This window comes from Telmatobacter sp. DSM 110680 (assembly GCF_039994875.1).
GTDB lineage: Bacteria > Acidobacteriota > Terriglobia > Terriglobales > Acidobacteriaceae > Telmatobacter.
The window spans coordinates 3,439,221-3,452,450 of record NZ_CP121196.1; the positions used below are offsets into that span (position 1 = coordinate 3,439,221).

Sequence of the window (13,230 nt, forward strand, 5' to 3'; positions counted from 1 at the left end):
CTTGCTTTGCGGCGAACGTCTTCAGCAGGTTCGGAAGCGAAAAGAATCTCAGCGTTGATTCCCTTCTTCTGGAAACGCTCAATGCGGCGGGATCGCGGATGGAAATTTTGTCTCGTAGAAGTCCGTGTCCCGCTTCTTCGCTGGAATCTGATTTGCGAGCATCGGATTTTTCGTCTCTCTTGCGCCTGCGATACCCTTTGAGGTGCGGCAACTGCCTGAGCCGATTGCACCGTCCCTTCCTCGCGGCTTTGACTCCGAGAATTCATCGACGGAAATCCCTATAGAGTTGGGGCCATCAGTTTCTGGACTGCAGATTTGCCATCTACCTACGAGGACTCAAAACAAATAGATTCTGCGAACGCCAATGAGCCCTCATCGACATGTCTTCGCTCAGTCATCTCCTCCGGACAACCACCCGACATGCCTGTCGTGTGCCCGCAGCACTTTCCTTGCGTTGCGCGCCCTGGGTATGCGATCACCCAACTCCTTGAGCCGCACTTGTTCACTGAAAGACGAAATGGGCACCCCCTAGCAGCCCAATCAATGCACCTACTGCCCTGGGGGCGCACGCTGGCGCTACCATGGTGATTGGTGAGCTAGACGAATTGGCAAGTGTTGGAGAGCCCAACTGAGTCTTGTGCGATCAGTAACGTGGAACTACCTGGGATACTTTTGCGAGTTCGTCGCTGGGGTTTTCCTTCTGGCATTCGTGGTTCGCAAGCTACCGGTGGACGACTATGGCATCTACCTGTTGGCGCAGTCGTTGGCGGCGTTCCTCTATCTCCTTGATTTCGGACTGTCGAACGTGTTGGTACCCCTATACGTGTCCACCTTTGCCCGAGGGGGGATCGCCGAAGTGAGCAAGCTGGCAAGCTGTCTGGTGATGACTCTACTTGGGATGGGGATCGCGGGCGCTACTGGACTCTCTCTGGCGGCAATGCTGATGCCGGAACTGATCCGGCTACCTACGGCACGCATGGCGCTCGCAGTGCAGGTGCTGATCGTGGTGTCGGCCGCGGTTTGTTTAATGTTACCGCAGATGGCACTCGAACATCTGTGCCAGGCATTTCATCGATTTGACCGAGTGAACCAGGTGCAGATAGCGGCAGTTGCAATGCGCGTGGTGCTGACGCTTGTGGTGCTCGACGCGGGAAAGGGAATACTGGCACTGGCGGGGGTTCAGGTGGCTGTGTCGCTTTCGCGGCTCGCAGGGTTGTGGCTGGTAGCGTCGACGGGGATCAGCGGACTATCTCTGCGGTTGTTTTCCTTTGACACCGACAGGCTGCGTGAGGCCATCGGGCTGAGCAGATGGGCTTTTGTCGACGACGTTTCGAGGCGTATCGGGATGAATACGGAGACGGTGGTTCTGGCAGCGCTGGGGTCACTCAATCAAGTTGCGATGTTCGGAATAGGTGGCAAGCTTCCGGCTCACTTGTACCAGTTCGCGGTCCGGGGATTGTCTGTCCTAGTACCAACTCTGACGCAGCATCACGCGGAGGGTGACACGGCGCAGCTCCGGTCGACATTCTGCAATGCCTATCGCGTCTGCCTAACCGGTGTTGTGCCGCTGGCGACATTTGGGTCGATTGGCGCCCGACCGCTCATAGCGATTTGGGCCGGGCCCGCTTACCTGGGAGCAGCGCCAGTTCTATCGTGGCTGATGATTTCGGCGCTATCGATGGTGATATTGACGCCCTCCGACATGGTTCTCTATTCGCACAATCGCATTGGGCAAGCGGCGTGGTTCAGCTGCATTGAGACTCTGGGAAAGATCCTTGTCGTACTAGCGTTGGCGGCGCGGTATGGCGCCGTTGGCGCGGCGGCCGGCGTTGCGGTATGGAATTGGTGCGTGAATCTCTTCTGCTATCTCCCGGCGGCCTGCAAAGTGGCGGAGATGCGTCCGTGGGAGTTGTGGCGTGCGGCGCTGATGGGAAGCTCCGGGGCATCCGGTCAGCAAGCGCAAAGTGAGCGGACGTCCAACCTATTGCAGGGCGGCGCATATGTTGCGTGCGCCGTGGTTCTCGCGGTGGGCGTCCGGCATCTTGCGGCGTTGGAGATGTTTGCAGCCTGTGTCGGTGTTTCGCTACTATATTTCGCGGTCTGGGTGGGTTGCACGGCCCTGCCGATGTGGAGGCGCGCGAGCGCGGAGGCTCCCGCGGTGTTATGAACCCGAGCGAAGCGATGAGGAGCGAATTGTCGATCACCGTTGTCATACCTACATGGAGGCGGTCCGAAATCCTGCGCGCAACGTTGAACTCGCTATCCGAGGACGCGCGAACCCGGGGCGGCGACGCGGTACAGGTAGTCGTTGTGTGCGACGGAAATGACGCAGGTACGCTGGAACTCGCTGAGAGTTACGTTGCAGATAGCTTGGCCATGGAATGGGTGTTTCATAATGAGAATCTGGGATTGCCGTCAGCCCGGAACACCGGCGCGATACGGGCAAAGGGAGATCTGCTCCTGTTTCTGGATGATGACGCTGAGGCCGCTCCGGGCTTGCTGTGCGCGCATGTTGCGGCGCATTTGCAGGCCGAGGCTAAGGAGGCGGATTTCCACTATGTCGCCTGTGGCAGGATCATGGAATCGGCGCGAGTCAAACAGAGCAGCCGAACGGGCGAGTTTGTGGAACAGTCCTGGATGTTCACGCTTGCCCGTCACGAGGCGGCGATCCGCGCCGGCGAGACGGACCCTCAAATGACCGACGCACTGACGAACTCTTACTTCGGACTGAACTGTTCGATCCGCCGGGACCTGTTCGCGGAGACCGGTGGATTCAATCCGATGTTGCGCTGGATGGATGAGGAGTTGGAGTACGGGGCACGGCTTTACATGCGCGGAGTGCGGTTCCTTAGCACGCCGGCGATGGTGTATCACCGCAATGATAAGGACTTGGTGGCCTACTTCTGCCGCTGTTGGGGACTGGGCGGCGCCTGCGACACGTTGCGAGCCATCAAGCTGGGACAACACAACCCTCAGACGCGGAACTTACTGAAGATGGACACCGGGCCGGTACTGGAACAATTGGCGAACCGCGCTTTCTGGTATGGACACAGGCCGGGACGCAGGATTGGGGAATGGCTGCGCTGGCTGACGGAGCGAACGGGCTCGCGGTTGGCCTTCCGTTTGTGGCACGACACGGAACGGCTGTCTCGGTACTGGGAAGCTGTGCAGGAATTCGGAACAGGACGAGCAGAAATGCGGGAACTAGCCGGAGAGCCTGTCCGCGTTCTGATACTGCACAGCATCGCGGCGCCGCAGAATGCGGGGGAAGGGATGTACTATTTGTCGCCGGCACGTTTCCGAATGCTACTCGATCGGATGCGCGAGGGAGGATACCGATGCGCAGATCCGATCAAGCTGGAAGATGCGGACGGGAGTTGGGGGCCGCGCGAGCTGGTGCTGACCTTTGATGACGGTTATGACGACTTTTATCGCGAAGTGTTTCCGCTTATGACGCAATACGGACTCAAACCGCTTGTATTTTTGGTAGCGGAGCGGATTGGGGATTCGAATCGCTGGGATCATAATCGAGGACTACGAAAAAGAAAGCTTTTAAACGCTGACCAGATCAAAGAACTGCAGCGGTACGGAGTGCGCTTCGGGTCGCACTCGCTGACTCATCCATCGTTACCGGAATTGAATGCCGTCGAGTTGCGCCGTGAACTAACGGATTCCAAGCATCGACTCGAAGACCTGCTGGGCGAAAAGGTCAGCATGTTTGCCTATCCTTTTGGGGAAGCCAACCGAAGGGTGCGGGCGGCGGTCGTTGAGGCCGGTTATAAGTTCGCTTTTACCACTGTAGAGGGATTGAACTCGTGGCAGGACCCCTTTGCCATGCTCCGGACGGAGGTCAATGAGTCCGTGGCGCCTTGGTCCTACGGCTGGAAGCTGGCCACAGGAGTGAGCCCGCTCCAAAGCTTGAAAGTGGAGGTGTCGCCGCTGCTGAGAATGATCCCGCGTGAGCTACGAGGGCCATTTGAATCTGCATTGGAAAAGTGGCGTGCTGGACAAAGAACTGTCAGCTAGGTGTAAGTGTCCGACGCAGGCGCCGTCCGACCCGAGCGAAGAAGTAAAGGATAGGATGGCGGTAGCGAAGGGTTTGATGACGCCAGAGCCGCCAGATTCCCTCGCTGCTGACATTGTGTGAAAGAAGGTAATTCTCCGCCCACTCGAAGTAGGCACGGCGAGACAGGGCAATGGTACCCTTGCGTTGTCCAGTGGCCCAAATGGAGTTGGGATGAATGCGGTAGCGGTCCCAACAGCGGTTGGAAACATAAACTGGCGCGGCGAGATAAAGTTTGGTTAGAAAGGCGATGTCTTCGTACTCCGCAAGGCGATTGAAGGCCTCCTCAAACCCGCCGAGAGAGCAGAGCAGTTCGCGATCGATCAACAGGTCGGAGGGACAGGGCGTGCCGAATGGGCCGTGCGGGTAGTTGAGGGCCAGGAGTTCGGGAGGTTCATATAGGCGGTCCCCGGGCGCGAGTTTCGGCACCTGATCTTTCGCCTCATCTGTCGGTTCGCCAGTCCAACTGTGCCAGTACTCGCTACGACCATAGATTAATCCAGCTTGCGGAAACGCCCGAGCGAGAGCGACCTGCTCAGAAAGCTTCGTGGGGAACCAGACGTCGTCACCATCTAGAATTGCCACGTATTTCCCGCGGGCATTGGCGAGGGCGAGATTGCGGGAGGCGGGAAGGCCACAGTTTTTGCGGCCGGGATGCTCGATGTAGTGGATTTGGTCAGCATGCGCTGCGGCGGCTTCGCGGGCAATGTTGGCGGTGGCGTCGGTGGAACCGTCGTTGACGAGCCAGTATTCCCAGTTAGAGTAGTTCTGGGCCAAGACGGCTGCAATCGTCTCAGATAGGAATGCCTCGCAGTTATAGACCGACGTGAGGATGGAGACAAGCGGTTGGTCAGACATTCGGAGCGGCCTTGACGGCGCGGACGGTTACTGTCAGCGGATAGTCGGGATCGTTATAGGCTAGCTCTTCAGTAGTGAGTTCTGCGGCGACCAGGCCGTGCAGAAACGCAGTGGCGGCAAGAACATTGCCGAAGCTTTCGACATAGACGTTCTCGACACCAAATGAATCAGCAAAGAGACGCTGCGCGGAGAAACGTGTAAAACGCCAGAACTCTCCGCCTTCGGCCATCATCGTAGGAGGCGCGATCTGGCTGATGCCGGCAAGAGTGATGAGAGCGACACCGCCAGGAGACAAGATTCGGAAAATGGTTTGAATGGCGGCTCGCACATCGTAGATACACATGAGAACCTGAGTGCAAATGATACAGTCAAACACGTTGGATGGGAGCCCTGGAGCATCCGCGAGGTCGGCAAGCAAGGTGACGCCCTCGCGCGGCATAACGTCAAGGACGTCGGCCTGGGTAATTTGGTTGTTCCCAAAGCGCACCATGTACTGGTCTTCGCCTATCTCGACGCAGTGTCCGCGGATGTCCTGAGCATGGCGGGAGAGAAATTGCTCGATGTAGACGCGATCAATACACCGGCCGCGAAACCAGCCGAAGGACGGACGATACGGTTTTAGGCGGCGAAGTTCGGAGAAATCAATAAGACGATCAAAGGGCAATAAAGAGCGCTGAGCCTCAAGCTTCTGGAGCGTTAGCCAGTGCCTGACCGGCTGAGGAAGCAATCGCTTAAGAAAAGAAACCACTGCGTGAATAATAAGATTTTGGCACAGCACACATACAAAGACAAGCGCGCCTGGAAAGTCGCGGTGACAGGCCCCCACAGAACCTAGAAGGAGTTTGAAGCTGATGCTAGTCTCCGTCGTTATTCCAACTGCAAATCGCTGCGACCTCGTGATGCGGACGGTTGGGACGGTCCTGCAACAGGATTTTCCCGCATCCGATTTCGAGATTATCGTAGCGGTGGACGGAGTGAGGGATGGCACGGCGGATGCGCTACGCACGTTGGGCGCGAAGCATCAAATTCGCGTGTTGGAGTTGGAGAGGAACCAGGGGCCTTCGGCGGCGCGCAACGCGGGGCTGCGCGCTGCGAAGGGCGAACTTGTGGTTTTTCTGGATGACGATATGAACTGTACGTCGGAGTTGCTGCGCTCGCATGTGGCGGCACACGTAAAAACTGCGGAAAGGAGAGAGATCGCGGGACTGGGAGCGATTTATGTGGCTCCGGAGCATCGGCCGTGCCTAGCCGCGGAATTGTTTCTCCGAGGGCTCGGTGGCGTGTACCTTCGTCATAGCGAGCATCCGGCGGAGAAGTGGCCGGAAAACGTCTGGAGCTTTGGAAACACCTCGGTCGGGAGGGCCGTCCTAGAGCGGGTGGGCGGTTTTGATGAGCGCTTTCGCAAGCGGGAGGACTGCGAACTGGGCATACGGCTGCTGGAGGCGGGGGTGCGACAGGAGTTTGTGGGCGACGCAGTTGCCTATCAATGGTGCGAGAAAAGCGCGGAGCAACTGGTGCGCGATGCGGAGATTTTCGCCGAAAGCGATGTGATGTTCCTACGCATTCATCCGGGATGGAGCCCGCACGAGTTTCTGAGTCGAATTCGAGAAGAGAAACAGTGGAAACGATGGGCGCGAGAACTGTTAGTGCGGTGTCCCGCGATCGCCGACCTGCTGCTGTCTCCGGTTTGCACGATGGGGCAGTGGCGCGGAATGCCGGGGCCACTGCGCGAGGTGGCGGTGCGCGCGCTCACGCTGCGCTGTGGACTGCATTGGTATCACCGCCTGATCGAGGTCTCTGGAAGGCGGCCGGAGGATTGGATCCGGGGAGGAAGCGGTTGAAGCGACCAAATCAATTTCATGCTGCGTGATCCAAGGTTTTCTCCCCATTTTTCGATCGCGAGCTGCCGGGGAGCCGTCGTTCCCGGAGATTTCACCGCGCGCGCGTAGGAGGCGACTCCCTCACGCGGGCGAGGTTCTTTCCGGTCTCAAATGAATGTCGAAGATATCGAGATCATTTCGATAGGGTAATAAAAGCGCAATTTGGCAGACTGTAGTAGCGGGGCTTAAGGTACGGCTCGAAAACGCGGAGAATGTATCCTTGTCGAACGAATTCTCAATCCGAAGGGCCCAGTTGCTTTGGGCTCTGTTCTTCATGATCTGCTTTGGTCTTGGGTATCCGATTTTAAATCGATATGATCCAGGGAAGGTTCCAGGAACTTCAGATGCGGCAGATTATTGCGATGCAGTAAGGAGCCCTTTGACTCTTTCGTATCGCATCTTTGTACCAGCCTTAGCAAAGCCATTCTATCTTCTCGGTAAAGGAAGAATCGGAAGTTGGGACCCCGCTCTCTTCGGAATGCTGGTCGCCGCTTCGATTCTTAGCGCTAGCACTGCAATCGCCGTCATCGCCATAGGTATTCGAAACAAATTCTCCTATACAACCTCGCTTGTTGGGGGCATGCTCTTCCTTTTCAACTTTTCCGTTTCGAATTGGAACTTGTCCGGGTACGTTGATTCAGGCGAAGCGTTTTTCCTTGCGATGGTGATTTGGTCGCTGCTGTCTGAGCGATGGTTTCTTTTGCCAGTCTGGGCGATCCCCGGCAGCCTCTCCAAAGACACGTTTGCACCGTTTGCATTTCTTTTTGCTGTCATCTGGTGGGCGAATGACCGTCCATTTCGGGCTTCGCGTGCAATCTGGATCGGAGGGCTCGGGGTGCTGTCATGCATGGCCGTTTTAGTATCGCTGAATCCGCCCCACGGCCTGTTCTTCGGTGGCCTAAGTTACAGCCTGGAGATGAGGCGTTATCACGACGTTGGATTCTTGAAGGCGCTGCTCAGGTGTCTTACTGCGCGCGAATTCTGGTTTGTTTTTGTATGGTTGATGCCTCTCGGGCTTGTGCGTATACATCGAATGGATCGCAGGTGGATTTGGGCAACTTCGGGCGCATTCTTTCTCGCCATGATCTTTGGCGCCTACAACGATGCGCTGGGCAATACCGCGAGGGCATTTTTCAACATTGCAGGACCTCTTCTAAGCCTTGCAGCGGCAGACCTCTTGACCATGCCAAAACCATGACTCATCAAAACGATATAAGCGACAGATTTCCAACTCCCTTTTTGGCCACCGATCAAGCTTTAGGCAACGCTGGCGGGGTTGGCTTGGCCGATCCGCAGGACGCCAACGATTCATGCGAAGAATGCCTGAAGAATGTGTGCGACGGGTGCAAAGCCAAGCCGAGCCATTCGGCAGTGCGTGCTTCGTATTTTCTGCTAGGTTACGTTCGATGCCCGCATGCATAGAGTATCTTGATCATGGCCCCTTCAGCCGGCTGTGCGGTGCCTCGGCTGATCATTTGAAGTGCGGTTGGCTTCTCAGTCTCGTGTCGCCATTCTGGAGTAATTCAATGGAGTTTGCCGATCAGAGGTCAGTTTTTGCCAAAATCTCTAAGAAATTGGCTGATCTCGGAGTAGTGGGTCTCGCTGGATTCGTTCTTCATAGGTTATGCGGTTTCCCTAAGGTTCTCGTTGCTTTTCCGCCTCGGTTGAGTCGCTCCGTGAGCCTCCGTCTCGACACGACCGACATGAGGGTCTTTGACGATGTCCTTGTGAAAGAGGATTATGCCTTCGGTTTGCCGTCTTCCGCGAAGGTGATTGTGGATGCAGGCGCAAACATCGGCATGACGTCGCTTTTTTACGCTTATAAATTCCCAAGTGCGAAGATCTTTGCAGTTGAGCCAGAGCTTTCCAATTTCAACATGCTGCGAAAAAACGTTCGCGCATATCACAACATTCTTCCAATTCATGCCGCCCTATGGCACTCGGAGGGGCGCATCAGTGTTTCCACTTCACCAGACGAAGCGTTTGGCCATTGGGGATTTGTGGTTTCCGCCAATCCAGGGGATGTTTCTTCAATCACCATTCCATCGTTGATGCGAGATTTCGGTTTGGATTACATCGATCTTCTCAAGGTGAATATTGAAGGCTCAGAAAAGGAGGTTTTTGAAGCTTGCCAATGGCAAGATCGGATTGGGTCAGTGGTGATTGAGTTACACGATCATTTCAAGTCCGGGTGTACGGACGCCGTGAATCATGCATTACGAGATTTCTCGCGAAGCGCCTCGGGGTATCTGACATGGTATCGCCGCGAATCGCATGGAGCGCAAGTCTGAGAGCTGTAAATTCGAGGTTTTCACAGTGGTTCTGGGGGACCGATACGCTTCGGAAGCATATAGAGGCTCAGTTCATAATTTCTTCTCATTCGCCTGTTTTGCTCGGATTCTTGCGCTAGAAGATCATCTGGGTCGTGTTCGGTGGCTATCGTGGCAAAGCATCGTGGACAGATGGAATCGTGAGTTCCATCGGTATTTTCCCGATGGGGAAATTGAGAGCACCGCGAATCGGCCATAAAGAGACCTCGGCTGGCTGATGTGTCGAGCATTTGGTAGTAAGGCTATCGTTCAGTTTTCTCGCACGTCAACAGGCGTCTTCTACAGGATTGGGGTCATGCGTTATAAATCACGGGTTCGTAAGCACTTTGGCTCTGTGTAAATCTTCACCTTTTGTTCGCCCATACTGGTCATGTGTTCATGCTGCCAGTGTCGCGAGTCTGTGACTACACAGTCTGCTGCAAGTCTTGTGGCCAAAACATTCCTGCCCCAGTGATGACAATGCCGGATTCGTGGATTGTTGCGGACTGTCGTTTGTGCGGGGAACGCCGAGCATACTTGCTCGCCAGACATTTTTCGGGGTCGGTTGTCGCACTTGCTCACAATAAAGAAGCAAGTGAAGCCAGAGCGAGGGCTGCGCTGATGGGTGAAATGCATCGCGCCATCTCGCGAGAAGAGCAGGAGCGCAGGAAGGAGGATCGGTTTGCACCCACGCTGGTCATCGCTGCTGCTATCATCGCCGCAGTCAGGCTGGCGCGTGATAATATCAGCCGCCCGTCACCAAGGTTGACATCAGTGATTGCTGACAGTGTTGGACTGGCGAGATCGATACTTGAGAAGGTTTGCCGTTAGATCGCAGTGTCGGTCTGCAGCTTGCAAAATCATTCTGCGCTCGGCGGCATGTAGTTCGGCAACTGGAGTTCATCAGGTGAGAACCTGTACGAGAACTGCTTCGCGTTCTCTTCATGGACAATAACCTGAACGATGACAGTCTCATAGAGATTGATCCCAGAACCTCCCGTTTCATGCCAGATGAGAATCCTCAGCGGCTCCAGCTCGACCATCGCTTGGCCAGGAATCACCGTCCACGCGTGTCTTGGAATCGATGACACCAGCCTGCTGATCTTTGTCCGGTCCCTTGCTTCACATGCTGCAAGCAGTTCTGGTGCGGTTGTTGACATAAGCTGAGTATGTCTAGAGTGGCGAAAATCTGTCAAAGGTACGAGTGGCCGGTGATACAACCCTTGTGCGCAAAACGCCTACCTACTGACCGCACATCTATTGGACGCCTTTTGCTTGGCCACCGCCGTCGCTGTGCATCAACAATCTTTCTAAGGGAAGCGGCCCTCATCTTTCGCTTCTTCGGGCAGCAGATGTAGCTGCCTTCTTGGTTCCATCACGAGACAGCAGAGCGCGGACCTGCTTAGGCCTGCGATGTCAGCATCAATCGAACGATAATTCGTTCAGTCCTGACCCTGAAAGTGTAACTAAATGATGCCAGCTTCAGCATGCCTTGGGAGGTCGCCTTCTTTTATCGCAAGGTCTTCCTGTTTGCACACGTGACAACTTGCTCGGTGCTCTACCATTCTCTGCTTTGCGCTGGTTGCCGCATTTTGGTCGAGCGACTCACTGTCCGACGAGACACTCGACCCATCGACTAAACGCTGCCACCTCCGTCGCAGACGGTCATAGGATTTACAAACCGTAAGTTTAGTACGGTCAGGTCGCCAACGCTGCATCAGTTGTCCCTCCAAAGCACTTCATGAGCAAACGCAGAAGTCATTGGTTTCGATGGGTGGATGGTGCCATAAGATGCTCTGGTACTACTGCGCTCCGTAGATGTTGTCCAGAAATGCCATTCGAGCGACCCTCCACGAAATATCTCTTCCTTTGGCGAGGACTCGGGAGGCTTGTCTTCGTGCCGGTCGCCGAATGTACGGTTTATTAGCCGCTGTGACCCCCATTCCCATCGCCGTTGCCGCCACTGCCAGCAGAACCACGACTCGAAAGTCGCAGCTGCAGGGGAGAAGCAACTAATCTTGCAAGTCCACGATTTGCGGTGTATGATTCGGCGAATCAGGGTTTTTTCCTTTGAGATATCAAACTTCTCGCGGGTCTGCCGAGAAGGCAAACCCAAATTCGCCGGCAAGTGTTCTTTCCCCTCTGGCCTTGGTTAAGAGGATCTATCGCGGATCCTTCGATAGGTTGATCTTTACGGCGATTTGGCTTCCAGTTGCGGTACTAGCAATCATTGTCAAATTCAGGATCCTCGATGAAAAACAGTGGGGAATCCTCGCGCATGCATTCCACCGCGCAAGCACTGTTCCTACGGCGTCTCACTTCACTGCCCTAGAGAGAGCAACGGTCTTTTCAGCAGATCTACTGGTGGGCTTCGCGGTTGTCCCAATAGCCTTCATACTTCTCATGTTCATTGTTCCTCGAAAGCTTTGGTCTGCATTTGTCGCGCTGTTCAGCATTCTCATATCGCTCGAAATCCTCTTCCAAATGCAGGCGTTCAAAAACGTAGGGCACTTTATTCCGTGGTATCTCATCGATGACACGGCTCATTGGGCCATTGCACATCCGGAGTACATTCTCTCCTACGGCGGGACACACATCTTCTTGGAGTGGGCATGCTTCATCGGATTCATCGTGGTGCTTGCAGTTGCTATCCACCGTTCTCAAAGTTCGCCTCGCGCAGGGTCGGCCCTCGAAAATGCAGGCGCGAGAGCCATTGCTCTGCTCATTGTTGCTGGGGCGATTCTGGGCACATTTGGTAGGGTCACCGCCATTGGAAGAACGTGGCTCGGTCAATCCGAAATCAGTGCAGCGCTATTTGCCTTGGGGGGAGATGAGGACTTGGGCAAAAAAGCCGCCATGAAATCCTCCGAGTCTTTGCACATGGAGTATGAGGTAGTGGCGAATTCCACCCCGAGAGAACCTGATCAGAGGTATTTCGGCAAAGCTCGCGGATCCGACGTGATCGTTTTTGTACTTGAAACCGCACCATACCGATACGATTCGTTTGAGTCGTTGGACGACCTTCCAACCTTGAAACAACTAGCCTCGCATGCTTGGATCGGGAGCAGACATTACTCCACATTTCCCTATACGGCCAAGGCAACCTTCTCCATTCTCACATCAATGTATCCTCCAAACCCAATCTATTTCGGCGGTTCTCCCAGGCAGGCACCAGGGCTGGTGCGTGCTCTCAAATCTGCGGGCTATGACACGCATTACTATGTTCCGCATCCATTCGAGAACCACTTCGAAGATGCAATGTACTCAGCGATTGGGTTTAACCAGATATTCTCCAGTGGATCAGTTCCAGAAGGTGATCACATTGGAATGCCATATTGGCAAGATGTCGTTCGGCGTGATCTCGATGCCTTGCATATGCTGATGCGGGATGCGCACAGAGATGCCGTAGAGCATCAGCCCTACCTCGCGGTCTTTTCACCTCAAATTGGTCATGCCCCGTGGCCCGACATTCTGCACAACGGTGCCGAGACGTCACTCGCAAATCGCGCAAGATCGCTGCTCAGACTGGAAGATCAATGGCTTGGCCAGGTTGTGGGGCAACTATCAAAGGATGGCCGGCTCGATCGCACGATCATCGTCGTAACCGGCGATCATGGAGTAAGAGCTTCAGGTGAGGATCCTTCCTTCGAAACTTTTGGACTACCGGATTATTCGTTTCATGTTCCTCTTCTGGTCTTTGCCCCCCAAGCACTGCAGCAGGGGCAAACAATTCGGGAGGTGACATCGCATATCGACATAGTCCCAACGGTGCTTGATCTCATCGGTCTCGGAACCGGGCGAGGGTTTGAGGAGGGTTTGCCAATCTGGGAAACAGAACAAAATCGACGAAAGGTTTTTCTCTGGGCTGGAGATTACCTTGGAGCCGAGGGGTTTGAGCAAAAGAGTGTCTTCACCGTGTGGAATAAGGCTGCAGGCTATGTGTTTACAGGAGATTCCCTTGATGAAACTGACATGAGTATGGTCCCGGAAGGCTCAGAGGAAGAACACGCCGCGATCACGTCCATCCAATCAATGGCGAGGTTGGATGGAGACTGGTGGGTATCTGCTATGCCGCCGTTGAGGACGAGTTCAGTGGCGACCCTCAAAAACTGAAATCAAA

Annotated in this window: 8 protein-coding genes; 6 read left to right on the forward strand and 2 right to left on the reverse strand. The window is 55.1% G+C overall.

What is annotated here, in order from left to right:
* The first annotated feature begins 637 nt into the window (after positions 1-637).
* Positions 638-2,167: an oligosaccharide flippase family protein gene (locus tag P8935_RS14170; protein WP_348260951.1), complete on the forward strand. Its 1,530-nt coding sequence runs from the start codon at positions 638-640 to the stop codon at positions 2,165-2,167.
* The gene (locus tag P8935_RS14175; RefSeq protein WP_348260952.1) at positions 2,164-4,026 is read left to right on the forward strand and encodes a polysaccharide deacetylase family protein; all 1,863 of its coding nucleotides are present in this window, start codon (positions 2,164-2,166) and stop codon (positions 4,024-4,026) included. Before P8935_RS14170 ends, P8935_RS14175 begins: the two co-directional genes overlap by 4 nt.
* Here the strand turns inward: P8935_RS14175 and P8935_RS14180 are convergent.
* Both P8935_RS14180 and P8935_RS14185 read right to left on the reverse strand, forming a co-directional pair.
* A complete protein-coding gene (locus tag P8935_RS14180; RefSeq protein WP_348260953.1) occupies positions 4,019-4,921 on the reverse strand; it encodes a glycosyltransferase family 2 protein in 903 nt (300 codons plus the stop codon). The two genes, P8935_RS14175 and P8935_RS14180, sit on opposite strands and share 8 nt — an antisense overlap.
* Positions 4,914-5,585, reverse strand: coding sequence for a methyltransferase domain-containing protein (locus P8935_RS14185; protein ID WP_348260954.1), 672 nt, complete (start codon positions 5,583-5,585; stop codon positions 4,914-4,916). Before P8935_RS14185 ends, P8935_RS14180 begins: the two co-directional genes overlap by 8 nt.
* Positions 5,586-5,772: 187 nt before the next feature.
* On the opposite strand from P8935_RS14185, the gene P8935_RS14190 reads away from it, so the two are divergent.
* The 4 genes from P8935_RS14190 to P8935_RS14205 all read left to right on the forward strand — a co-directional run bounded on the left by P8935_RS14190 (position 5,773) and on the right by P8935_RS14205 (position 13,223).
* On the forward strand, positions 5,773-6,762 hold the full coding sequence (locus P8935_RS14190; protein WP_348260955.1) for a glycosyltransferase family A protein: 990 nt from the start codon (positions 5,773-5,775) through the stop codon (positions 6,760-6,762).
* 418 nt (positions 6,763-7,180) lie between these two features.
* A complete protein-coding gene (locus tag P8935_RS14195; RefSeq protein ID WP_348260956.1) occupies positions 7,181-7,999 on the forward strand; it encodes a hypothetical protein in 819 nt (272 codons plus the stop codon).
* 478 nt (positions 8,000-8,477) lie between these two features.
* A complete protein-coding gene (locus P8935_RS14200; RefSeq protein WP_348260957.1) occupies positions 8,478-9,092 on the forward strand; it encodes an FkbM family methyltransferase in 615 nt (204 codons plus the stop codon).
* Positions 9,093-11,513: 2,421 nt separating this feature from the next.
* Positions 11,514-13,223: an LTA synthase family protein gene (locus tag P8935_RS14205; protein WP_348260958.1), complete on the forward strand. Its 1,710-nt coding sequence runs from the start codon at positions 11,514-11,516 to the stop codon at positions 13,221-13,223.
* The last annotated feature ends 7 nt before the right edge of the window (positions 13,224-13,230 follow it).